The following is a 24,253-nucleotide window of genomic DNA, read 5'->3' on the forward strand; positions in this document are numbered from 1 at the left end:
GGGCACCCACCTATTCAGCTTCTCACTAGATAAGTAAAGGCTGGAAGCCGCCAGCCTAGTGCCATCAAATCTGCCGCAATGGCGGTTCGTCCGAACCGGCAACGCTGAACAGGGCAATGTTGCCACCGGTGGCCGACACATTGTTGGTGAAGGTTTTTTCAGTGGCGAAGCGGCGCACGTACAAGGGGCCGCCGGCTTTGGGGCCGGTGCCAGACAGCCCCTGACCGCCGAAGGGGTTCACGCCCACCACGGCGCCCACCATGTTGCGGTTGATGTAGGTATTGCCCACCCGCGCGTCGCGGAACACGCGTTTGGCCATGGATTCAATGCGCGTGTGCACACCCAGGGTCAGGCCGTAACCGGAGGCGTTGATCTGGTTGATCACACTGTCCAGGTCTTTGGTCTTGTAGCGCACGATGTGCAGGATCGGGCCAAACACTTCGCGCTCCAGTTGCGCCAGGCTGTTCAATTCCACAATCTGTGGACCGAAGAAATGGCCAGTGGTTGGCACTTTTTGTTCCGGGTAGCGGTACAACACTTTGGCGTCGGCTTGCATTTTTTCCATGTGCGCAACGAGCATGGCGCGCGCATCCTGGTCGATCACCGGACCCATGTCAGTCGCCAGATTCCAGGGCTCGCCCAGCGCCAGTTCATCACAAGCACCTTTCAGTAATTCGATCACCCGGTCGGCAATGTCGTGTTGCAGGAACAGCACGCGCAATGCAGAGCAGCGTTGGCCGGCACTCAGGAATGCGGAGGTGATGACATCGTCCACCAGTTGCTCCGGCAGTGCGGATGAGCAGGCGATCATGGCATTCAGGCCGCCGGTTTCGGCGATAAACGGCACGATCGGCCCCGGCTTTTCGGCCAGCTGGCGATTGATAATGCGCGCGGTTTCGGTGGAGCCGGTAAAGGCCACGCCGCCGATGCGCGGGTCGGAAAGCAGGCGTTTGCCGATGCGGGCACCGTCGCCCACCAGCAGGTGCAGAATATCGGTGGGCACGCCGGCGTTGTGCATCAATTGAATGGCGAGCGTGGCCACCAGCGGCGTTTGTTCGGCTGGCTTGGCAATCACGCTGTTACCGGCTACCAGTGCGGCGGCAATCTGGCCCACAAAAATTGCCAGCGGGAAATTCCACGGGCTGATGCACACAAACACACCACGGCCGTGCAGACTGATCTCATTCACTTCACCGGTTGGACCGGTGAGCGGCATGGGTGCAATAAAATGCTGGCGTGCGCTGGCGGCATAGTAGTGACAGAAATCGATCGCCTCGCGCACTTCGCTGATGCCATCGTTTAACGTGCGGCCGGCTTCGCGGGAAATCAGGCTGATGAGTTCGGCGTAATTGTTTTCCAGTGCTTCGCCCACTTTTTCCAGAATCAGGGCACGGCGCTCGCCGCCCAATGCATTCCACGCCGGTTGCGCCATGCAGGCGGCACTGATCGCGCGGTCGATTTGTTCTTCGGTGGCTTCGGTAAATTCGCCGACAGTGATTTCCAGGTTGGCCGGGCTTTGCAGTTGCGTGCGCTCGCCCGTGCTGAGCTCGCCATTGACGATGGCGCCACCTTCGTATTGTTTGTCGACCAATGCATCCGTTTTGGCCAGCAACCAGTTGCTGTGTTCAATGTGTTCCAGGTTAAAGCCCGGCGCGTTGGCGCGCGGCATTTCGGACTGCACATAGAGTTGTTCGGGCACCGGGATGGCCGGATGGCGGTAAGGGTTGAAGCTTGCCACCTTCAACGTAATGTCGGGTACCAGCCATTCTGCCGGGGTGTCGTCATCCATGAAGCGGTTGACGAAGGACGAGTTGGCACCGTTCTCCAACAGGCGACGCACCAGGTAGGGCAACAGGTCCTCGTGCGCGCCAATGGGTGCATACACGCGCACGGCGATATCGGGGTTGTGCGTCTGGGCCTGCTCGTACAACAACTGACCCATGCCGTGCAGGCGTTGAAATTCAAACGCCTGGCCGGGCTTGACCAGTGCCATGACGCTGGCAATGGAATGGGCGTTGTGGGTGGCGAACTGCGGGAAAATGGCATCTTCTGCCGCCAGCAGAATCTGGGCGCACACCTGATAACTCAGGTCAGAGTTGGCCTTGCGGGTGAATACCGGGTAATCGGTCAGGCCGAGTTCCTGGGCGTGTTTGATTTCGGTATCCCAGTAGGCCCCTTTCACCAGTCGCACCATGAAACGACGGTCGGTATCGCGTGCCAATTGGATCAGCCAATGGGCGATATGCGGTGCGCGCTTCTGATAGGCCTGCAATACAAACCCGAGGCCGTCCCAGCCAGCCAGTTCGGGGTCGTGGGCGAGTGCAGCAAACAAGTCCAGCGACAAGTCCAGGCGCTCGGCTTCTTCGGCGTCGATGTTAAAGCCCATGTTGGCGGCTTTGGCTTGCAGTGCCAGCTCGCGGACGCGCGGCAGCAATTCATTCATGACCCGCTCGCTTTGCGAATACTGGTAGCGGGCGTGCAGCGCAGAAATCTTGATGGAGATACCGTCGGCATCGATCACATTGTCGGCTTTGTTGTGCGCCGCAATGTTTTTGATGGCCTGCTGGTAATCCGCGAAATAGCGGTCGGCATCGGCCTGGGTGCGGGCGCCTTCGCCCAGCATGTCGAATGAGAAACGGGTGGCGGCGGTCTGGGTGGCGCCGCGCTTGATGCCTTCTTTGATGGTGCGCCCCAAAACGTACTGGCCGCCCATAATGCGCATGGCTTGCAGCATGGCTGTGCGCACCATGGGTTCGCCCATGCGGTTTACCAGGCCTTTGAACCAGTTGCTGGTATGGCTGGTGATTTCGCGGTCCAGGCGGATGATCTTGCCGGTGAGCATCAGGCCCCAGGTGGAGGCGTTCACAAACAGGGAGTCCGATTGGCCCTGATGGGTTTTCCAGTCGCCGCTTGCCACTTTTTCGGCAATCAGGTTGTCGGCGGTTTCGCCGTCGGGAATGCGCAGCAGGGCCTCGGCCAGGCACATGAGCGCAATGCCTTCGCGATTGGACAGGCCGAACTCTTCCAGAAACGCGTCCAGGGTACCGCGTTTGCTGCGTTGGTTGCGGGAGTTGATCACCAGGTCCCGGCCCACGCTCAGGATGGCCTCCCGCTGGTCGGCCGGCAGCTCGGCCTGATTCAGCAATTCACGTACGCACTGGTCTTCATCGGCGTAGGTGTAAAGGCGCGCGCGGTCACGCAGGATGTCGAGTTGGTGGGTCATTGTCATGGGCTCCCGATTAACCCTTTGTGGGGTGAGTTTAGTTGAAAATGTCTGTAGCATGAAAGGCGGATTATCTATGCGTATTTAGAGAATAAGTCTCCGTATTTTCGATATTGTCAGTATATAATTCTTTTATAGTTATCATTAATGGAGGTTTGTTCTGTGGCGGGTAAGTCGGCGAAACTGGGTTTGGATCGGATTGACCGGAAAATACTGAGCCTGCTGCAGGAAGACGGCCGCATGGCCAATGTAGATCTGGCCAAACAGGTGAATTTAAGCCCCACACCCTGTCTGGAGCGGGTTAAGCGGCTGGAGCGGGAAGGTTATATCCGTCAATACACAGCGTTACTGGATGCGGATAAGCTGGATCTCACACTGGTGGCCTATATTCAGGTAACGCTGGAAAACACCTCGACCCGTGACCTGGACAACTTCAACAATGAAGCCCGCCGGCTGGCGGAGGTGCAGGAATGCCACATGGTGGCGGGTGGGTTTGATTACATGATCAAGATCCGGGTGTCGGGTATGAATCACTTCCGCCGGTTTCTGGGTGAAAAGCTTTCGGGCCTGCCGGGGGTGCGGGAAACCCACACCTATGTGGTGATTCAGGAAGTGAAGTCCGAAACCGCCATTTCTGTGCCGAAATTGTGATAATTGAGTGAACCCTGCTATAAAAAGCGCCATGCTTGATCAAAAAGGCAAGTCTGCTTTGGCGTTATTGCGATATGTTATAGCGCTGATACCACCGGGAGCGAGCCATGCATTTTGCGCTGACTGAAGAACAACAAATGATCGCCGAAACGGCGCGGAATTTTGCCACCACCGAGCTGGCGCCGGTGGCGGCCATGCTGGATGAAACCGGCGGCCGCGAGCAGCTGCTCGCTAACCTGAAGCAGCTGGCCGCGTTGGGTTTCATGGGCCTGAATATCAAAGCCGAATACGGCGGTACCGAAGCCGGTGTGGTGGCTTTCAGCCTGGCCATTACCGAGCTGGCCAAGGCCTGCGCGTCAACCGCAGTGACTGTGTCGGTGAGCAATATGGTGGCGGAAGTGATTCAGGCCATGGGCACCGAGGCGCAGAAGCAACATTACCTGCCCAGATTATGTGGCGGTGAATTTTACGCCGGCGGTTTTTGTCTGACCGAAAGTGGTGCCGGTTCGGACCCCGCCGGCATGAAAACCCGGGCGGTGAAAGACGGCGATCATTATGTGCTGAGTGGCGCCAAACTCTATATCACCAGCGCCGAGTATGCCGGCGTGTTTGTGGTGTGGGCGGTGACGGATCCGGCCGCAAAAAAAGGTAAAGGCATCAGCTGTTTTCTGGTGGATGCCGGCACGCCCGGCCTCACCATCGGTAAGGCCGAACACAAAATGGGCCAGAAGGCGTCGGCCACCAATGAAGTGCATTTTGACCAGTGCCGGGTGCCGGCCAGCGCCATGTTGGGCGCAGAGAACGATGGTTTCCGCATTGCGGTGGCCGAACTTGCCGGGGGCCGCATTGGTATCGGCTCGCTGGCCTTGGGCGTTGGTCTGGCGGCCATGGACTACGCCGGCCGCTACATCGCCGAGCGCGAACAGTTCGGCCAGCCACTGATCAATTTCCAGGGCCTGCAATGGATGCTGGCCGATCGCGCCACCGAACTCGAGGCCGCGCGCTTGTTAGTGATGCAGGCGGCCTGGTTGAAAGAGCAGGGCGCACCTTTTTCCAAGGCCGCCTCCATGGCTAAACTGTTTGCCTCAGAAAAAGCCAATGAGGCCTGTTACACCGCACTGCAAATGCTGGGCGGTGCGGGTTATCTGAAAGAATACCCGGTGGAGCGCATGGCGCGCGATGTGCGCATCACCACCATTTACGAGGGCACCAGCGAAGTGCAGCGTATTGTCATTGCGCGCGAATTAATCAAAGAACTTAACCAATAGCGAGAGCGGATAATGGACGTTAAACAAACTGTTGCGCTGGTCACCGGTGGTGGCTCTGGGCTGGGTAAAGCCACCTGTGAACAATTGGCCGCGGCCGGCGCCAAGGTCTTTATTTTTGACATGAACGCCGAGGCCGCAGCGGCCACAGTAAAAGACCTGGGTGAAGACCGGGCCGGTTTTGCGCAAGTCAACGTGTCGGATGAAGCCTCAGTACTGGCAGGCTTCGAAGCGCTGAAAGCAAAATTCGGCAAACTGAATATCTGTGTCAACTGCGCAGGCATTGCCACCGCCGGAAAAATTCTGGATCGCGAAAACAAGGCGCTGCCCTTGGCCGAATTCAGTAAAACCATCAACGTTAATCTGGTGGGCAGTTTTAACGTGGCGCGCGTTGCGGCGGAGCTGATGGCAGCCAACGAGCCCATGGGCGAGGCAGGTGAGCGCGGCATTATCATCAACACGGCATCCGTGGCGGCGTTTGAAGGCCAGCTGGGCCAGTGCGCCTATTCCGCCAGTAAGGGTGGCATTGTGGGGATGACACTGCCCATGGCGCGCGATCTGGCCAAGCTTGGCATCCGCGTGAATGCGATTGCGCCCGGTATCATGGGTACTCCCATGTTGCTGGCCATGCCCGACAACGTGCAGGAGTCGCTGGTGGCGAATATCCAGTTCCCCAAACGCATGGGTTTGCCGAAAGAATACGGCGATCTGGTAGTGCACCTGGCGTCCAACAGTTACATCAATGGCGAAGTGATTCGTCTGGACGGTGCCATCCGGATGCAGCCCCGCTGAGCCCTTGGCGCGGCTAACAACCAGGGGTCAGACCCTGCGCCACTTTAGTACCACGGGCCTCGGCCCCAGGTGCTAAAGTGGCACAGGGTCTGACCCCGTTTTTTTAAATTACGCCCTGAATGCCTGCCCCGAAGAGCCCCGCTGACTTTCCAGCACAATCATCGCTTTGTGCGCCGGAATCGGTTTGCTGAACAGATAGCCTTGCGCCAGGTCGCAATGATTGGCTTTCAGAAACACCAGCTGTTCGCTGGTTTCCACACCTTCAGCCACCACTTTGAAGCCCAGTTGCCGGGCGAGGAAAATTATCACCGCCGAGATGTGCATATCGCTTTCATCGTAAGGAATATCTTTGATGAATTCGCGATCTATCTTCAGTGTGTCCACCGGCAGGTTTTTCAGGTAACTGAGCGAGGAATAACCGGTGCCGAAATCATCGATGGCAATGGATACGCCGAGGGCTTTGACCTTCTCGATGGTTTGCAAGGCCAGCGTGATGTTTTCCATCAGCAGGGTTTCGGTGATTTCCAGCTCCAGTTGACCCGGTTTGATACCATAGCGATTGATGGTCTGTTGCAAGTAGGTCAGGAAGCTGGGGTGCGAAAAGTGATCGCTCGCCACATTCACAGAAATCATCACGTCCGGGTACAGGTTCTGCCAGGTTTTCAATTGCCGGCAGGCCGCTTCCAGCATCCATTTGTCGAGCTGGGATTGCAGGCCGAGATCGGTCATGACTGGTACAAAGTCCTGTGGCGCCAGTACGCCCTTATCGGGATGATCCCATCGGCACAGCGCCTCAAATCCCCGGATGGTGGATGACATATCCACTTTTGATTGCAGGTACAACCGGAATTCTTTTTGTTCCAGCGCGCGGTGAATCTCTGCTTCCAGAGAGACTTTCGAGCGGGAAATGGATTTGAACTCGGGCGTGAACTGCAAAAAGCTGTTGCCACCTTGTTGCTTAGCGCGGTACATGGCAATTTCCGCATTGCGCAACAATTCCATGGCGCTGGTGCCGTGCTCCAGTGGCGCCATGCCCATGCTCACGGTGATGATCAGCTTTTGTTGTTTGATGATCAGTGGCTGGCGCACCATTTCGGAAATTTTATTGATGCGGATTTTCAGGTCGGTGTTGGCGAGGTTGGGAATCAGTACGCCAAAAATATTGCCGGACAAACGGGCGCAGAAATCTTTGTTGCCAATTGCCGCTCGAATTCTGTCGGCTACTTTCGAGAGCAACAGGTCGCCACTCTGATGGCCGAGACTGTCATTGATGCGCTGGAACTTATCCACATCGATGACCAGAATGGCTGCGCGGTTAATGTCCTGACCGGAATCGAGCAGCTGTTGCACTTCGTACACAAACAGGTTGCGGTTGGGCAAATTGGTCAAAGGGTCGTACAGCGCCAGCCGTTCCATTTCGCGCGAGCGGGAATCTGCTGAGCGCGCGGTGGCTTCCAGTTGATAGGTAAGGTCTGCCGCTACTTCGCCCAACAAATCCAGTTCGTCGATGCGCTTACGGTTGCGACTGCCCAATCGCGCACGGGCCTGATCGAATTGCTGATCGGCCAGCAGGCGCAGGGTATTGATTTGCCGGTACAGGCGCCGCAGGTGATGGCGGCTCACCAACCAGCTGGCACAAATCACACTCACCAGCACCATCAGCCCAACCACCAATTGCAACTTCAGCAAATCCAGCCGCCGCGTCAGGTAGGCCTCTTCATCCGTTGCCAGTAGCCAGTGAATATCCGGTGTGCCGGGAATCGGCAGTAGCTTGTGGTGGAAACGGCGGGTGTTAAACGGGCCGGATTCCGTTTCCAGCAGGGTTTGCAGGTCGCCGGCATCGGAACCCTGGGTGTCGCCCAAGAGCGGGAATACCTGGGTCCATTTGTTACCGGCGTTAGTTGAGATCAGGTAAATGGTCAGTTCCTGTTCCCGCAACAGATGGCCGGAGATTGCGTCCAGCCGGGTTTCAGACACCATGATGCGCGAAGGCTGTTGAGGCAGCCGGATAGGGATACCCACGAACTGGGAGCAATAGCTGCTGCATGCGAGTAAAAACTGGGGTGTATTGCTGCGGTAAACGGCGTTGATCCAATCGGCGTTGATGGCCGCAGGCCACTCCGGGCCGGGGACAATTTCTGCGCTGCCATCCCGGTTGTACAGCTGCAGGCCATCAAAGCCCCCTGCCGTGCGCAGCAGTGCCCAGTCGTTCAACAGGCTGGCCACTAGGTTGGGTTGCTGGGCTGCGGGCAGCCGGCTGACCCACTGCTGCAACAGGCTGGTATCGCTCTGAAAGCGTTTGACGAGAGAGGCGTTGAGCTGGTTGGCCAGCTTCAGTTTGGTTTCGGTCAGCTCGGTTTCGCGCAGGCGGTTTTGTTCCTGCCAATGGAAATACAGCAGTGCCAGCAGCGACAGCGCCAGAAATGCGGTAAGCAAAAGCTGAGCCTTGGTAGCCAGACTAAAAAGCCGGGTGTTGGGCATGGGTCATCCTAGGGGAACAGTGACCTGAGTATACAGCATGGGAGCGGTGGCAAAAGGCCCGGGACTTTCTTTATTGCGTTCTCAATACCAACCACAATCCGGCAAGCAAAAATAAGCCCGCGGCACAGAACATGACCCAGGTTCCGCCCAGCAATGCCAGTAATGCCCCCACCACCGCCATGATCACATTGGCCAGGCAAAAATTGGTGGTGAGCAACCCCATGATCCGGCCTTGGCCATAGTGGCCAAAATGGGTGGACATGAACGCCGGAAAAATCCCGTTCTCCAATGCAATGGTGGCGCCCATCAGCATAAACAGGAGTAAACACAGCCAGGCGGCCGACAGGGGCAGCAGGCCGGTGGCAATGCCCAGAATGACCACGCAGGCCAGGATGATTTGCCGTTCGGTACCAAAGCGCGACAGCCAGCCGACCCAGAACGCACTGGTAATAATCATGGTGAGCGACAGGCTGACCGACAGCCAGGCGATTGCCTGCGGGCCATAGCCGAAGGCCTCCACCAGCCACAAGGGAAAATATTCGTAGAAGGTGTTGAGTGCCAGCGAAAAAATAAAATGGAACACAATCAGCGGCCGGATACTGGGGTCTTTTAACAAGCCGATGGAGTTGTTTTCCTTCAGACTTTTCAGCCAATGCCCCGGCTGTGGCGCGGTGGTATCGGCATCCAGTCCCCACCACACCACCAGCAGGCAGACCAGCACAGTAATGGCGGCGGCTTCAAAAGCGGCATGAACGCCAAAAGGCATCAGGTAGCCGCCTGCAATGGGCCCCACCAGCCAGCCGGCGTAGGTGGCAGCAAATACCAGCGACAAGCTGCGTTTGCGATCGATGGCGGGGTGCAGATCAACGGCGATGGCGCGGGCGATGGAGATGTTGCCCTCGCAGATGCCGGTCACCAGGCGCATCAGCGCAAAGGCCATAAAGCTTTCTTCGATCAACGCCCACACGGTACCCAGGTAGGCGATGGCCGCGATGGCGAGGGTGATACTGAGTACGCGCTTGCGGCCGTATAAATCCGACAAAGCGCCAATGAACGAGCCGCCGATCAGCAGCCCCAGAGGATAGAGCGCCAAAATGATACCGAGCAGGATTTTGGGGTGTATGCCGGCGTACTGTGTCAGCGCCGGGCTGCTGGCGGGATCGAGAAAGTAAGGGGCGAGAATCGGGTAGGGCAAGGCGATACCCACGGTACCGATAAACGACACCAGCATTACCGCGGCCAGCGCGCTCTTAGTATGGGTATAGCGGGTCATCCCTTCTCCAGAATAAAAAACCGTCGGCCCGCATCCTGAGTCAGGACGCGGGCCGACGGCCATAGGTTAATGCAAGCGGTAGTTTACCGTGCTTTGCCACCCTGTTTGTAAACTATGCCGCTTTTCATCACAAAGTCTATGTTCTGCAGCAGCGCAATATCCTTCAGCGGATCGCCCTTAACAGCCACAACATCGGCCCACTTTCCCGGGCTCAGGCTGCCGGCTTCGTCAGTGATGCCAAGCAGCTGGGCCGTGGACCATGTGGCTGATTGAATGGCGGCCATCGGCGGCATACCGGCTTCTACCATGTAGCCGAATTCCTTGGCATTTTCACCGTGAGGAAATACGCCCGCATCGGTGCCAAAGGCGATTTTTACGCCGGCTTTGTAAGCCTTGGCAAAGGTACCCTGGATTTGTGGGCCAATGGCTTTGGCCTTGGGTACGACCACCGGCGGGAAGTAGCCATCGATGGCGGCTTTATCGGCAACGAATTTGCCGGCGCTGATAGTGGGTACATACCAGGTGCCGTGTTTTTTGAACAGCTTGATGGTTTCCCGGTCCATGTAGGTGCCGTGTTCAATAGAGTCTACGCCCGCGCGAATCGCGCGCTTCATGCCTTCGGCACCGTGGGCATGCACGGCCACGGTCATGCCATAGTCTTTGGCGGTTTTAACAATGGCTTCTACTTCATCCTCAAAAAACTGCGGGTTCTGGCCGTTTTTTGCCATGCTCAGGACGCCACCCGTGGCGGTAATTTTGATCAGGTCCGAGCCTTCTTTGTAACGCTGGCGCACGGCTTCACGGGCATCGGCAATGCCATTGATCACGCCTTCCTTGGGGCCGGGGTGGCCCATCAGCTTGTGACTGTGGCCGTTGGTGGGGTCTGCGTGGCCGCCCGTGGTGGCGATGGATTTGCCGGCGGTGTAAATGCGCGGGCCGGTGATAATGCCCTGTTTAATGGCGTTGCGCAGTGACACGGTAACCCGGTCTGTATCGCCCAGGTCGCGCACGGTGGTAAAACCGGCCAGTAAGGTTTTTTCAGCAAAGCCCACTGATCGGTAGGCGTAGTCGGCGGCGTTCAACTGGAAGCCTTCGGAGTAGGCTTTGGGATTCATCTGGTCGCTCAGGTGCGTGTGCATGTCCATGAATCCGGGCATGACCGTGTGCGCCCGTAAATCGATGACCTGATCGGCCGGGCCGGCTTGTGTGTAGCCGCTCTCCAGTTTGACCACCAGACCATTGGCGATGCGAAGGGTTTGTTCGGTGAGGACGGTGCCTTCTTCCGTGTCGATCAGTTTACCGGCGTGGATCAGGGTGTCGGCGGATGCATGGGCAGCGACGGCGAGGCCGGCTGCAAAGCCCAGTCTCTGAAGAATGCGGATCATGATGCTTCTCTCTTGATGTTATTTTGGCCAAGTGCATGAGTGTAGACGGCCGGGGCCCTGAGGCCCAGACACTGAGCGGGATCAGGTGAGTGGATTACGGGATAATTTCGGCTTATTGATTAAAATTTAGTCTATCTTGCGGAATCCGCGACAAAGCGCTGTTTTATGGCTGGTCGGTCATTATAATAGCGGGCTGATTGACGTCGCCGGGCCGCTGTTGCCTGGCGTGACTGGGGCCCAGCCCTTTGGCGTATACAGGATAAAAGCCATGATCATTAAACCCAAAGTCCGTGGATTTATTTGCACCAACGCGCACCCGCAGGGTTGCGCTGCCCATGTGCAGGAGCAAATTGATTTCATCAAGGCCCAGGGTGCCATCGAAGGTGGTCCGAAAAATGTGTTAGTTATTGGTTGCTCAACCGGCTACGGTTTGGCGTCGCGCATCACCGCCGCTTTTGGCAGTGGCGCCAAGACCATCGGCGTGGCCTTTGAAAAAGCCCCCACCGACCGTAAAACGGCCAGTGCGGGTTACTACAATACCGCCGCTTTTCACGCGGCCGCAAAACAGGCCGGCCTGTTTGCACTCAGTATCAACGGCGATGCGTTCAGCGATGAAATCAAAGCCCAGACCCTGGCCGCGGTCAAAGAGCACATGGGCAAGGTGGATCTGGTGGTTTACTCGCTGGCGTCGCCCCGTCGCACCGATCCCAAAACCGGTACGCTTTATTCTTCAGTGTTGAAGCCCATTGGCAAAGGCTACACCGCCAAAAACCTCAATACCGACACACTGAAAATTGCCGATATCACCGTAGAGCCTGCGAGCGAAGAAGAAATCGCCAATACCGTGAAGGTCATGGGTGGCGAAGATTGGGAACTGTGGATTGACGCGTTGCAGCAAGAAGGCCTCCTGGCCGATAACTGCCGCACGGTGGCTTACACCTACCTGGGCGAAAAGCTCACCTGGCCCATTTACGGGCACGCCACCATCGGTAAAGCCAAAGAAGATCTGGATCGCGCTGCCAAAGCACTCAATGAGCGCATGGCGTCGGTGCAGGGCAAGGCCAATGTGGCGGTACTGAAAGCACTGGTGACCCAGTCATCGTCGGCAATTCCGATTATGCCGTTGTACATTTCGCTGGTGTACAAGGTAATGAAGGAAGAGGGCACCCACGAAGGGTGTATCGAGCAGCTTTATCGCCTGTTTACCGAAGGGCTCTATACCGGCTCGCCACGCCTTGACGACACCAATCGTTTGCGCATGGATAACCTGGAACTCAAACCGGAAACCCAGCAAAAAATCGAGGCGCTGTGGCCACAGGTGACCGAAGAAAACCTGTTCGATATTACCGATTACAAAGGCTACAACGACGATTTTCTGCGTTTGTTCGGTTTCGGGTTTGACGCGATCGATTACGATGCAGAAACCGACCCGATGGTGCCTGCACCGTTCGTTGGTTAACTCCACGCGGCGATGGTGCTCTGGCGCTGTCGCTGTCTATTGCAGTGCGTTAACCGGCAGAGGAAACCTGCATGGCGCAACTGGCTCAGCAGTTAGTTGAATTCCCTCTGACCCAGGGGGCGCTCGTCACTCTTGTCCCCGGCGTTCGACGGCTGGTGGCGCACAATGCGGGTCCGATGACCGGGCCCGGCACCAATTGTTATATTCTCGGCCAGCAATCACTGACGGTCATCGATCCCGGGCCGGTTGATGAGCGTCTGTTGGATGCAATCCAGTCGGCTGGCCGGGTGGCACAAATACTGGTGACCCACACGCACAGAGATCACTCGCCCGCCGCCATGGCCTTATCGGCCCGCACCGGGGCGCCGGTGTTAGGCGCGTTGATTGACGACGATGGGCATCAGGACAAGTTCTGTCAGCCGCACCAGGCGTTGGAAGACGGCCTGTGGATTGACGGCGGTGAATCGCCGGTTCAGGCGGTGCACACGCCGGGGCATGTGGGAAACCACTATTGTTTCTGGCACCCTGAATCGGGCCTGATGTTCACGGGTGATCATGTGATGCAGGGCGCAACCGTGGTGATCATTCCCCCCAGTGGCGATATGGGCGCCTACATTCGCAGTGTACAAAAGCTGAAAGCATTTCCCGTGCGCTACCTTGCGCCAGGTCATGGTCACCTGATGGCCGATGTGAATAATTATCTCGATCGTCTGGTGACCCATCGGTTGGCACGGGAATCGAAAGTTATCGACGCGCTGGCTGCCTGCCCTGCGCCTGCAACCCTCGAACAGCTGACGCCGATGGCCTATGACGATGTAGATGAAAGTCTGTACCCGGTGGCGGCATTTTCCCTGTGGGCGCACTTGCGCAAATTGCAGGAGGATCAGCGGGTTGAAGAATATTGCGAAGGGCATTGGTTATACGACAAGGCCCGCTGGTCATTGGTGACACAAGACAAGGACTCCCCGACATGACGATGCGTTACAAACCCTTGGGTAACACCGGCATTGAAGTATCCGCACTGTGCCTGGGTACCATGACTTTTGGTGAGCAAAATAGCGAGCAGGAAGCCTTCGCCCAGATGAACCTGGCGTTGGAGGCGGGCATCAACTTTTTTGATGCCGCCGAGTTGTATCCGATTCCGCCCAGGCCGGAAACCCAGGGCCTGACCGAAACCATCATCGGCAACTGGTTCAAGGTCCACGGCAATCGCGACAAGGTGATCCTGGCCACCAAGGTCACCGGCAGGGGCGATGCCAATTCCGGCGTGAGCCATATTCGCGGCGGCCCGCGCCTGGATGGCGACCAGATCCGTCAGGCGGTGGAAGCGTCGCTTGAGCGCTTGCAGACAGATTATATCGACCTGTACCAATTGCATTGGCCCGAGCGACGCACCAATTTTTTTGGCCAGCTGGGCTACAAGCATGTGGATGACGATGGCGTGGCCATTGAGGACACCCTCGCTGCCCTGCAGGAATTGGTGGAGTGGGGCATGATCCGGCACGTGGGGGTGTCGAATGAAACTCCCTGGGGTCTGATGGCCTTTTCACGGCTCGCCAAGGAACACAATCTGCCTCTGGTGCAATCGCTTCAAAACCCCTACAACCTGCTCAATCGCAGTGCGGAGGTCGGCCTGGCGGAAATCTGCATGCGTGAGCAGATTGCGTTTTTAGCCTATTCACCGCTGGCATTCGGGGTGCTGACGGGCAAATACCTGAACGGTGCCAAACCCGAAGGCGCCCGGCTTACCCGGTTCAGCCGGTTTGCCCGCTATCTGGGCGAACAATCCACCCTGGCCACGCAGGCCTACGTGGATCTGGCGAACAAGCATAAACTGTCGCTCACACACATGGCGTTGGCCTTTTTGCGCCAACAACCGTGGATCACCAGTACGATCATTGGCGCAACCAGTACCCAACAGCTGGCCGACAATATTGCCAGTATGTCGGTCACTCTGGACGATACCCTGTTGGCAGAAATTGAGGCAATTCACAGGCGCTATACTATCCCTGCACCCTGAGCCAAAGGAATTGATATGAAACTCACGTTAGTCAGTGCCCTGTTACTGTGCATGCCTGCATTGGCCTTTGCCGAAAAGTCCGCGGTGAATAAAGCCGGGCTCTATCTCGGCGTTAAAGGCATCTACACACAACTGAAAATCGACGGTGCGGACAACTCGGGCGGCGCCGGGATTGTGGTGGCCGACCATTATGCCAATGGCTTTGGCATGGAGGCGGAGGTTACCCGCAGCAAGTCGGATGTAAACCTGCTGGATATCGTCAACGATTACACCATTGATACGGCCGGGTTGTACGGGGTTTACCGTTCCAACACCACCCTGTATTTTAAAGTGCGCGGCGGCCTGGTGTGGAAGCGACTGGATTCAGCCGCCAAAGCGGTAACCAAATCTGCCTTTGGGGGTGGTATTGGCGGCGGCTATGATTTCGGTCGTGTCCTGCTCGAAGCCGAATACCAATATGTCGACAAAGATATTGATCAGTTCTCCGTGTCGGTTATCGGCAAATTCTGATCAAGCGGTGTCTGTGCAGGGAGCACAGTTATGAAGCCCGTTGTTTTCCGTTGGAGTGGAAGTCTGTTGCTGGTGATCTTTTTCATCACCGGTATCTACATGCAAGATGATTTCAGCCATTTGCATGCGGGTGATCAGGTGGTGCGGTACATGTACCGCGCCAGCCATATCTATCTGCTGCTGGCCGCGTTTGTATTGCTGGCCTGCAGCACCAGCGCCCAACCCAGTTCCGGGTTGAAGTTGCGCCACATCATGAGCGACACACTGATCCTCACGGGCGCTGCGGTATTGTTGGCAGCTTTCTGCATCGAGCCTGCTGGCAAAATGGAATCGCGTGAAATTACCTTGCTGGCCTTATTGAGTCTGCTGGTGGGAGTCACATTAAAAGTGCTTGTGCACGTTACGGATCAAAAGCGGGGTGATTAGTGAAGCTCTATGGTGATAGCCGGTCAGGCAATTGTTACAAGGTTCAACTGACGCTGGCGCTGTTGCAGCGCGAGCATGAATTTGTGGCCGTGGATATTTTACAGGGCGGTACTAAAACGGCCGAATTTCTGGCACTGAATCCCAACGGCAAGATACCCACACTGGTGCTGGACGACGGCAGGAGTTTGTGGGAATCCAACGCCATCATCAATTACCTGTCGGCTGGCAGTCCACTGTTGCCCGCAGACAGTTTTCAGATGGCCAAAGTGCAGCAGTGGCAGTTTTTCGAACAATACAGCCACGAGCCCTATATTGCGGTCGCGCGCTTTATCAATAAGTACCTGGGTCTGCCCGATGACCGGCGGGCGGAATACGAGGCCAAGCAACAAGGGGGTTACAAGGCCCTTGCGGTCATGGAGCAGCAGCTCGCTCAGACGCCGTTTCTGGTGGGTGACAGTCTGACTACAGCGGATATCGCCCTGTTCGGTTACACCCCGGTGGCACACGAGGGCGGCTTTGATCTGAGTGGTTTTCCTCACATCAATGCGTGGATGCAACGGGTGCGCACGCAGCCCGGTTTTATCGCAATGGAATCACTAGCAGGTTGTTGAAAACCCCTTGCATGCCCAGGCTATCAGGCTGGTTCGTAATTTAGGCGCCGTTTTGAAGGTGTGTGTCCACCCACCGAAAAAAGGCAACGACAAGTACGGGCCAGCCTGAAAGCCCCGGAGGGCGAGGCCTGAAGCGCACATTTGCTGCGCTTTGACTCTCGCAAAGGGAGCCACCCTGTGCGTCGAGACAAACCGCAACATCTGCACGCTTCAGGTCTCGCTGAGCATGTAAGGGGTTTTTCAACAGCCTGCTAGGCGGGTTTGAGGTGTTGCTCGGCAAGCGCAAGGCCACGTGCGATCATCGCGTCGGCTTTGTGAAAATCCAATATCCCGCAGGCGTCGCGGGGTAAGGTGAGGGTAATATCCGGCGGGTAGGCCGCCAGTTTCTGACGGGCAATGGTGCTTTGCATGGCATCAAAGGCCTGGTTGGCAATTTCGTAAGGCCCAAGATCCTGATGGATAGGCGTACTGCCTTCCGTCAGTGTGGCAATCCAGTGCCGTACCTTGTCGTGTAACCCCTTGTTGTCGTGGGCTTTGATGTCCTGGTTGGCGAGCGGTTTTCCTTCCGGTTTGCCGCACAGATTCACCGCAATGGTGAGGTCGTTGCCATCGCCAAAGGTCGGTGCGATGGGCACGGGATTCAGCACGCCACCATCGATCAGGTCGACGCCATTGAGGCGGTGGGGTGTGAAAAATAGCGGCAGTGAAATCGAGGCACGGATCGCATCAAACAAGCGGCCTTGCTGAATCCAGACTTCCTTTTCGGCAAAAATATCAGCTGCCACCGCGGTGTAGCGGATTGGCAGGGACTCTATCTGGTGGTTGCCCACCAGTTCTACCAGAGCGTTGATAATCTTGTCGCCTTTCACCAGTCCGCTTTTGCGCCATGAAAAATCCAGCAGCGTGACAATGTCCATTTTGTCGAGCGTGCTGACCCAGTGGCTGTAGTCTTCCAGTTTGCCGCACGCATAGATACCGCCGATCAGCGCGCCCATGGAACAGCCCGAAATGGATCGGATCTCATAGCCGTTTTTTTCCAGCCAACGGATCACGCCGATGTGCGCGAGCCCGCGCGCACCGCCGCTGCCCAGTACCAGAGAAACGCGTTTGCTCATGAGTCGAGTGCCCGCTGAAGTTTTTGTTCGTGCGCACCCGGTTCATTGGCGAAAGGCGCCAGCAGTTGGTAGGCCGCGGGGATCACGTAAAGGGTAAACAAGGTCGCCGCCAACACGCCGCTGAACAAGGTGATACCGATCATAATACGGGTTTCTGCACCGGCACCAAAAGACATGATCAATGGCACGGCGCCCGCCATGGTGGTGATACTGGTCATGACGATAGGGCGCAAACGGATGCTGGCCGCTTCGTTGATTGCATCAGTCATGGAACGCCCGGCCGCGCGCAACTGGTTGGCGAATTCCACAATCAGGATGCCGTTTTTGGCGGCCAGCCCGATCAGAATCAGGAGCGCAATCTGGCTGTAAATATTGAGTGAATTGCCGGTTACCCACAGCCCAAACAGTCCACCGGCCATGGCCAGCGGCACGGTGAGCATGATGATGGCCGGGTGCACAAAACTCTCAAACTGGGCGGCGAGTACCAGAAAAACCACCACCAGACCCAGAATGAAAATAAACGCAATGCTTTGTCCCGAGGATTTGAAATCCAGCGAGTCGCCTTTGTAATCCACCTGCGCGTGTTCCGGTAATTCGGTGGCGACAGCCTGCTCCAACCAGCTCAGGCCCTCGCCCAGCGTGATGCCATCCAGGTTGGCTTCCAGCGTCAGTGCGCGGATGCGGTTATAGCGGTTGAGTCGACCGGCATCGGCAAACTCTTCCAGCTGAACCAGGTTCGATAACGGAATCAGCTGGCCGCTGCGTGCACTGCGCACGTAGATGTTCTGCAGGTCGGTCAGTGAGCGTTTTTCGCTGCGCTCACCCTCAATAATGACGTCGTATTCCTCGCCCTGGTCAATATACGTGGTCACGCGCCGCGAGCCCATCAGACTTTCCAGTGTGCGGCCAATGGTGGTGACGGTTACGCCGAGTTCAGCCGCGCGGGTGTAATCAATATTGACCTGGAATTGCGGGTAGGTCTCTTTGTAGTCCCAGTCTACATCTACCAGACCGGGTTTTTCCTGTTCGATTTTTGCCACCAGAATTTCACGCCATTGGGCCAGCTCGTCATAAGTAGAACCACCCAGGACGAATTGGACCGGTTTATTGTTCCCGCCGCGGATGCCCTGGCGCATGATCGGAAACGCACGCACGCCCGGCAAATCGCTCAGACGTTGGCGCATGTCATCCATGATGGCCCAGGCCGAGCGCCGTTCGCTCCAATCCTGCAGGGACACAATCACCATGCCGCCGGAAAAATCGGTCAGGTTACCAAAGCTGCGGGGCGCCCGGACCAACACCCGTTGGGCTTCGCCATTTTCAATGAACGGCTGCAGTCGGGCTTCAATTTCATTCATGTAATCGACGGTGTACTGGTAGCTCGCACCTTCAGGACCGTTGACCACAATAAAGAAAGAGCCCCGGTCTTCTTTGGGCGTGTATTCGCTGGGCGTCTGGGTAAACAGCAGCCCGGCGATGCCGCCCATCACCACCACCACCAGCAACGCCAGCCAGGGCCTGGGGGATAACCATTGCAGCTGGCGGGCATAGCCCTTGCTCAAACTGGCAAACCCTTGGTCCATCCAGCGCACCAGTGCGGTGGGTTTTTCATTGGCATGAAGCAGGTGTGACGCCATTACCGGCGAGAGGGTCAACGCCACCAGGCTGGAAAACACCACCGCGGCTGATAAGGTCAACGCGAATTCGGTAAACAAACGGCCCAGATCGCCTTCGAGGAAGGTGATAGGAACGAACACGGCAATCAACAGCAAGGTTGTGGCAATCACTGCAAAGCCCACCTGGCGGGTGCCTTTGAAGGCAGCAACCAAGGGCGGTTCGGATTTGGTATCGATGCGGCGATGAATGTTTTCCAACACCACAATTGAATCGTCCACTACCAGGCCAATGGCCAGTACCAGTGCCAACAGGGTCAACAGGTTGATGGTAAAGCCGAACGCGTAAAGCAGTATGAAGGTCGCAATCAGTGACACGGGTACCGTGACGGCGGGAATGAGCATTGCGCGCACACTGCCGAGGAACAGGTAAATCACGAGAATGACCAGGCTGATGGCGATAAACAGCGTTTTATAAACTTCGTTGACCGAGGCTTCGATAAACACTGATGAGTCATAACTGGGTTTGATCGCCATGCCTTCCGGCAAGGTGGTATTGAGCCGGTCAACTTCTGCGCGCGCGGCGCGCGCCACTTCGATAATGTTGGCCTTACTTTGTTTGGAAATGCCCAGGCCCACCATCGGCTCGCCATTGCCGCGGAACAGTGTCCGGTCTTCCACCGTGCCTTTTTCAATCCGCGCCACATCGCCCAGTCGCACCAGGTAGCCATCGTCGCCCTGACGCAACACCAGCTTGCCGAAATCTTCTGCAGTGCGGAACGTGCGCTGTACCCGGACAGTGAACTGACGTTCAAGGGATTCCACCGTGCCCGCGGGCAGCTCTACGTTTTCTGAGCGCAGCGCCGACTCCACGTCGTCAACGGTGAGGCCTTGCGCGGCGAGCGACTGGCGGTTGATCCACACCCGCATAGCGTAACTCTGAGCACCCCCAACGCGCACGCGCGCGACCCCGGGCAGCACAGACAACCGGTCGACCAGGTAACGCTCGGCGTAGTCGGTCAGTTCCGGCAGCGTCATGCGATCGCTCACCAGGTTAAACCACATGATGGGTGAGTCATCGGCGTCCTGTTTCTGGATATCCGGCGCGTCGGCTTCGCGCGGGAGCGAGTCGAGTACCCGCGACACGCGGTCGCGAATATCGTTAGCCGCGGCGTCGATATCGCGCGATACATCGAATTCAACGGTAATGTTGGAGCGGCCGTCCTCAGAACTGGATTGGACGTATTTAATGCCTTCCACGCCGGAGATGCGGTCTTCGATGACCTTGGTGATGCGGGTTTCCACGACGTTGGCACTGGCGCCAGTGTAACGTGTATCGATGGATACGATCGGTGCATCGATGTCGGGGTATTCGCGCAGGGGCAGGCGGTCAAACGCCACCAGCCCGAATGCAACCAGCAACAGCGAGATAACCACCGCCAACACCGGGCGGCGCACGGACAGGTCTGACAGCATCATGAGCTGTGCGCTCCTTTCATCAGGTCGGGAAGCCGTTGCCCGGGTTCAATTTCACCCAGGACGTCGACCTCGGCGCCCGGCCGCAATTTAACCGTGCCCTGGGTCACCAATAAGTCGTTTTCGTTCAGGCCCTGCAAAATTTCAACCCAGCCGGGAGCGCGACTGCCGGGTACCACGTTGACCTTTTCAATTTTGTTGTCTGCGTTGACGCGGAACACGTAGTGATTGCGGCCTTCCAGAATCAGGGCTTCCTCGCGCAACATCAGCGCCTGGCGCGGACTTTTGTAAAGGTCGATGCTCATCAGCAAGCCCGGGCGCAGACGCGCATTGGGGTTTGGCACCAGGGCGCGCACGCGGATTGCGCGGGTGACCGGGTCTACGCGGGAGTCGATGCTGGCAATTTCGCCATCAAATGCGGCGTTGTCCAGCGCGCGGGCAACGGCTTTGATTTTCAGGCCCACGGTCAGTGCCGGCAGGTAAGTAGACGGCACGGAAAAGTCCAGTTTCATCACCTGATCGTCATCGAGTGTGGTGATCACATCACCGGGTTTCACTAAAGTGCCGGGGCTGACCGTGCGAATGCCCAGCACACCATCGAAAGGGGCGGTGAGTTTGAGCTGGCGAAGCCGGGCATCGATACCATCCAGACGCGCTTGCGCGGCCAGGTATTCGCGCCGTTTTTCATCCAGTTGAGATTGGGGGGCAAGCCCGTCGGCAGCGAGTTTTTTCACTCGCTCGTATTGCCGGGCGGCTTCATCCGCTACCAGAAACTGTTCCTGGCGAAGGGCTTGTTCTTCTGCCGCGTCCATTTCGGCCAGCAGCGCACCGCGCTTGACCCGTTGCCCGTCGCGGAAGTGCACCGCCAGCAGGCGCTCGGTGACCGTGGCGGTAATTTCCACTGATTCATTGGCGCGCAACGTGCCCAGCGCTTCCAGGCGATCGGCAAAGTCGGCATAGGTGAGTTTCTGTACGTACACGCCCGTGGCGGCGGTCGCAGTAACGGTGTAAAGGCAGGCGAGGGCGAGGAGTAGGGTACGCATGGAAGTTCCATTCTGGGGTTTTGGGCCTTTTACGCACTTATTCATACCAATGTATCAATAATGAGGCCAGGTGAGCGGTTTGTGCGATGAGTATAGTCGGCCAGAATATAAGACTGGCGCAGGCCTTTGTGCAGCCGTTGTGTAAAGAAGTGTGAGGCCGGGCAATGGAGTGCAAAGACGGTATTTCCGGGAACTTTAACGCACCGCTGCACTCAAACAGACATGTAAAGGCAATGTGCTTTGCATATCTCTCCCCAATGATGATCTTTAGCCGGGCGTTGCCCGGCTTTTTTTATGGTGGCGTCTGCTGCCTGAGGACATTATCGGGGGCTGTTCAATTGCTGATTCCGGCGCCAATCCCGCACCAGCTCGTAAACCGACACGGCGCCCACGATCAGGACCACAGACATCAGGGCCTGTTGGATATGCTGCACCAGGGGTTCGAGTGCGATGCGTTGGGCGCTGAATAAGGGTAAAAACGTTTCCGGCACCCACAGCAATATCGCCACCAGCAGCACACAGGCTGTGTTTAGCGCCATATTGGTGGTGAGTGTATAGCGGCTCCATTGTGGTCGGATGCAGTGCCAGAAATGCAGCCCGGACCAGATCAGCGCCAGTCCGCCGATGACGAGGCAAAGACCTTCTGCCAGTGTTTCGGTGCCGGGCGCCCACTGCGCACTGATGGCGCTCTCGAAGGGCACAAGCCCCAACACCAGACCAGCAAAAATCAGGTTGGCCACCATGCCAAAGGCCGCTTCGGAGCGCGACACCGTCGCCCAATGTGGCGCGATGGGGGGCAGGGCGTCGGCTTGCCAGTTTTCCAGCAAATTCAATTGCCGGATGGGTTTTTCCATCAGATAAAAGCCCAGCGTAATGCCGGTAAACCACCAGACAAACGCTTCCAGGCTGTTTGCGGCCACGCGGAACAGGCTGGCAATGGGCTGGAGGCTGGTGCTGGCAAGGGTATTGAGCACCTCCATGGAGGCGAACCACACCAGCAGGATGGCCATCATCCACTGGATGGCCAAGCGGTAAACCGGCATCAGTTCGGCCCCGATCAATGCCGGCTGCGGGTTGAATTTCTGGGCCCAGATTGCCGGGTGCCCCAGCGCTGTCACCAGGCGTTTTTCGGCGTCCGGATCGGAGCTATCCATTTCGTCCAGCTGGTCGCGCAAATTGGCATCCAGTTCGCTCAAAAGCTCGTCGCGGTGGTCGCTGGGCAAATAAGGCCGGGCGGCTTCTAGGTAGCGCTCTATCCATTGCATGGTGCTGTCTCCTGTGGTGAGCAAAGTTGGCCGATGACCTGGCCGAGTTGATTCCATTCGTGTATCAGTCGTGGCGTCAGGCTGTGTCCCAGCGCTGACAATCGGTAAACCCGGCGTTTGCGGCCGGTATCCGCTTGCCACTCGCTTTCGAGCAGCCCGTCTTTCTCCAGTCGGCGGATCAGGGGGTAGAGTGTGCCTTCATCCACTTGCAGACCCAGATCGGCCAGATGGCGGCGAAGGGAGTAGCCGTGGTGCGGTTGCTTGAGCGCCAACAGGACGGCGAGCACCAACGACCCCCGACGCAGTTCCTGGGTCATTTTCTGTAGCAGAGCATCCTGCTCAGTCTGTTCGGGTGACGGGTTCATGACGTGTGTGCGATACCTTGGGTTGTCCATGGCTGCGGACACTGCCGCAGCATGCTTGCTGTGTGACGCATACTGTGTGTCACACAGTTAATATAATACTGTATGTTGCACAGTAATCAAGGCGGTACGCGCTATTTATTGAAGAAATCACAAAAAAGGGGGAACTAACGGTGGTGCAGGGCCTCTAAGAGACATATGAATTGCAACGTGTGTTTTTCATATGTCTCCTCATTGATGTTTGCTTAAGCCGGGTATCCCCCGGCTTTTTTTATGCCGAAAGGACCCATGGCACCCATTTGCGCCTGCAATTGGTGCACTCCCGCCATCCGGAGTGCGGTCTTAGTCTCGCTGAATACAGAGGGAAATGTATTTTTCTCGTTGGCTCAAGCTTGCCCGTCAATAATACGTTCGCGCCTGGTAACCGCCAGCAATGCGTTTGATATTGCTGCCTTTGGCGGTCACTTTGGGCGAGCCGTAATAGTGCAGGCTCGCGCCTTGCTGAGTACTGGCTTCCAGTGACTTTGCCACCTTCACCACCATGTCGCTGGCACCCTGCAGGTCTACCCGTGCAGATTGGGAGGCAAGGCCGGACGCTTCGCAGTCGCCGGCGCCCTGCATTTTCCAGTTGAGCACCTGGGTGTGGCCATTGAGCTGGCAGCTGATGTTACCGTGCAGGCTGGCCTGCAGCGTATCGCTGACCAGGCCTTTCGATTGCAGGTGGCCCAGGCCATTGAACTGAACGGCAATGGCACCCACGCTGCTGTGCTTCAGCTCGGTGGTGACCTTGCCATTGAGTTCAAGTGTCAGTTGCTCAAGCTTCAGGCCGCCGCCACTCAGATCGCCCATGCCGTTGTAAATCACGTTCAGGTCCTTGCCTTCAATGCCGTTCAACCGGGCATCAAAAAAACCGTTGAGCTGGATCGACTCGGGGTTTTGCAAGTACAGCGCGTAATGGACCTGTGCCATCGGTGCCGTGTCGCCGGTCATTTGCTGCCAGAGCCTGCGGGTCTGAAACCAGACCGAGTCGGTCCGGGTATCCGTTACCGTGAGTTTATTGCGCTGGATATCCAGTTGAATGTACTCGCTCAGGTCTTCTTCGGCCGTGACCAACAGGCGGTTGTAGTCCGCCTGTGCCACGTCCACGGTACCGAAGGCATCCATTTGCACCTGGGTTACAGGCTCCAGCTCATAGCGCTGTTGGAAATGTTCCGAACCGCACACCCAAACACTGACTGCGCAGGCGGTTCCAAGGCATAGACTGGTCCATTTCATCGCATCGA

The 24,253-nt window shown here is 57.1% G+C and carries 19 protein-coding genes; 9 read left to right on the forward strand and 10 right to left on the reverse strand.

Annotated elements, in window-relative coordinates; all coding sequences use genetic code 11:
- Positions 1 to 64: 64 nt before the first annotated feature.
- On the reverse strand, positions 65 to 3,223 hold the full coding sequence (gene putA / locus M5M_RS18350; RefSeq protein WP_015049014.1) for a bifunctional proline dehydrogenase/L-glutamate gamma-semialdehyde dehydrogenase PutA: 3,159 nt from the start codon (positions 3,221 to 3,223) through the stop codon (positions 65 to 67).
- 162 nt (positions 3,224 to 3,385) lie between these two features.
- On the opposite strand from putA, the gene M5M_RS18355 reads away from it, so the two are divergent.
- The 3 genes from M5M_RS18355 (at position 3,386) to M5M_RS18365 (ending at position 5,931) form a co-directional block, all read left to right on the forward strand.
- The gene (locus M5M_RS18355) at positions 3,386 to 3,874 is read left to right on the forward strand and encodes an Lrp/AsnC ligand binding domain-containing protein (protein WP_015049015.1); all 489 of its coding nucleotides are present in this window, start codon (positions 3,386 to 3,388) and stop codon (positions 3,872 to 3,874) included.
- Positions 3,875 to 3,981: 107 nt separating this feature from the next.
- On the forward strand, positions 3,982 to 5,142 hold the full coding sequence (locus M5M_RS18360; protein WP_015049016.1) for an acyl-CoA dehydrogenase family protein: 1,161 nt from the start codon (positions 3,982 to 3,984) through the stop codon (positions 5,140 to 5,142).
- Positions 5,143 to 5,154: 12 nt separating this feature from the next.
- Complete coding sequence (locus tag M5M_RS18365) at positions 5,155 to 5,931, forward strand: SDR family NAD(P)-dependent oxidoreductase (RefSeq protein ID WP_015049017.1); 777 nt, start codon at positions 5,155 to 5,157, stop codon at positions 5,929 to 5,931.
- A 108-nt stretch (positions 5,932 to 6,039) separates the two neighbouring features.
- Here M5M_RS18365 and M5M_RS19765 read toward each other — a convergent pair whose 3' ends face one another.
- The 3 genes from M5M_RS19765 to M5M_RS18380 form a co-directional block, all read right to left on the reverse strand.
- The gene (locus tag M5M_RS19765) at positions 6,040 to 8,412 is read right to left on the reverse strand and encodes a putative bifunctional diguanylate cyclase/phosphodiesterase (protein WP_015049018.1); all 2,373 of its coding nucleotides are present in this window, start codon (positions 8,410 to 8,412) and stop codon (positions 6,040 to 6,042) included.
- A gap of 70 nt (positions 8,413 to 8,482) precedes the next feature.
- A complete protein-coding gene (locus M5M_RS18375; RefSeq protein WP_015049019.1) occupies positions 8,483 to 9,685 on the reverse strand; it encodes an MFS transporter in 1,203 nt (400 codons plus the stop codon).
- An 83-nt stretch (positions 9,686 to 9,768) separates the two neighbouring features.
- Positions 9,769 to 11,070, reverse strand: coding sequence for a metal-dependent hydrolase family protein (locus M5M_RS18380; RefSeq protein ID WP_015049020.1), 1,302 nt, complete (start codon positions 11,068 to 11,070; stop codon positions 9,769 to 9,771).
- A 268-nt stretch (positions 11,071 to 11,338) separates the two neighbouring features.
- Between M5M_RS18380 and fabV the strand changes: the two genes are divergently transcribed.
- The 6 genes from fabV (at position 11,339) to M5M_RS18410 (ending at position 16,096) form a co-directional block, all read left to right on the forward strand.
- Positions 11,339 to 12,529: an enoyl-ACP reductase FabV gene (fabV, locus tag M5M_RS18385; protein ID WP_015049021.1), complete on the forward strand. Its 1,191-nt coding sequence runs from the start codon at positions 11,339 to 11,341 to the stop codon at positions 12,527 to 12,529.
- Between the two features lie 71 nt (positions 12,530 to 12,600).
- On the forward strand, positions 12,601 to 13,503 hold the full coding sequence (locus tag M5M_RS18390; RefSeq protein WP_015049022.1) for an MBL fold metallo-hydrolase: 903 nt from the start codon (positions 12,601 to 12,603) through the stop codon (positions 13,501 to 13,503).
- 2 nt (positions 13,504 to 13,505) lie between these two features.
- Positions 13,506 to 14,549, forward strand: a complete 1,044-nt coding sequence (locus M5M_RS18395) for an NADP(H)-dependent aldo-keto reductase (protein WP_024330415.1) — start codon at positions 13,506 to 13,508, stop codon at positions 14,547 to 14,549.
- Between the two features lie 15 nt (positions 14,550 to 14,564).
- Positions 14,565 to 15,059, forward strand: a complete 495-nt coding sequence (locus M5M_RS18400; protein WP_015049024.1) for an outer membrane beta-barrel protein — start codon at positions 14,565 to 14,567, stop codon at positions 15,057 to 15,059.
- A gap of 30 nt (positions 15,060 to 15,089) precedes the next feature.
- Positions 15,090 to 15,485: a hypothetical protein gene (locus tag M5M_RS18405; RefSeq protein WP_015049025.1), complete on the forward strand. Its 396-nt coding sequence runs from the start codon at positions 15,090 to 15,092 to the stop codon at positions 15,483 to 15,485.
- On the forward strand, positions 15,485 to 16,096 hold the full coding sequence (locus tag M5M_RS18410) for a glutathione S-transferase family protein (RefSeq protein ID WP_015049026.1): 612 nt from the start codon (positions 15,485 to 15,487) through the stop codon (positions 16,094 to 16,096). Before M5M_RS18405 ends, M5M_RS18410 begins: the two co-directional genes overlap by 1 nt.
- Before the next feature lie 251 nt (positions 16,097 to 16,347).
- Here the strand turns inward: M5M_RS18410 and M5M_RS18415 are convergent, their stop codons facing one another.
- From M5M_RS18415 to M5M_RS18440, 6 genes are all read right to left on the reverse strand, one after another.
- Positions 16,348 to 17,211: a patatin-like phospholipase family protein gene (locus M5M_RS18415; protein ID WP_015049027.1), complete on the reverse strand. Its 864-nt coding sequence runs from the start codon at positions 17,209 to 17,211 to the stop codon at positions 16,348 to 16,350.
- Complete coding sequence (locus tag M5M_RS18420; RefSeq protein WP_015049028.1) at positions 17,208 to 20,303, reverse strand: efflux RND transporter permease subunit; 3,096 nt, start codon at positions 20,301 to 20,303, stop codon at positions 17,208 to 17,210. Before M5M_RS18420 ends, M5M_RS18415 begins: the two co-directional genes overlap by 4 nt.
- Complete coding sequence (locus M5M_RS18425; protein ID WP_015049029.1) at positions 20,300 to 21,343, reverse strand: efflux RND transporter periplasmic adaptor subunit; 1,044 nt, start codon at positions 21,341 to 21,343, stop codon at positions 20,300 to 20,302. The genes M5M_RS18420 and M5M_RS18425 overlap by 4 nt, the downstream gene beginning before the upstream one ends.
- 320 nt (positions 21,344 to 21,663) lie before the next feature.
- Positions 21,664 to 22,608: a hypothetical protein gene (locus M5M_RS18430; RefSeq protein ID WP_015049030.1), complete on the reverse strand. Its 945-nt coding sequence runs from the start codon at positions 22,606 to 22,608 to the stop codon at positions 21,664 to 21,666.
- Positions 22,596 to 22,973 carry a PadR family transcriptional regulator gene (locus M5M_RS18435; RefSeq protein ID WP_015049031.1) on the reverse strand — a complete coding sequence of 126 codons (378 nt, stop codon included), beginning with the start codon at positions 22,971 to 22,973 and terminating at the stop codon, positions 22,596 to 22,598. The genes M5M_RS18430 and M5M_RS18435 overlap by 13 nt, the downstream gene beginning before the upstream one ends.
- Before the next feature lie 396 nt (positions 22,974 to 23,369).
- On the reverse strand, positions 23,370 to 24,245 hold the full coding sequence (locus tag M5M_RS18440) for a GIN domain-containing protein (protein ID WP_015049032.1): 876 nt from the start codon (positions 24,243 to 24,245) through the stop codon (positions 23,370 to 23,372).
- Positions 24,246 to 24,253 lie beyond the last annotated feature (8 nt).

It is taken from the genome of Simiduia agarivorans SA1 = DSM 21679 (assembly GCF_000305785.2).
Classification (GTDB): domain Bacteria; phylum Pseudomonadota; class Gammaproteobacteria; order Pseudomonadales; family Cellvibrionaceae; genus Simiduia; species Simiduia agarivorans.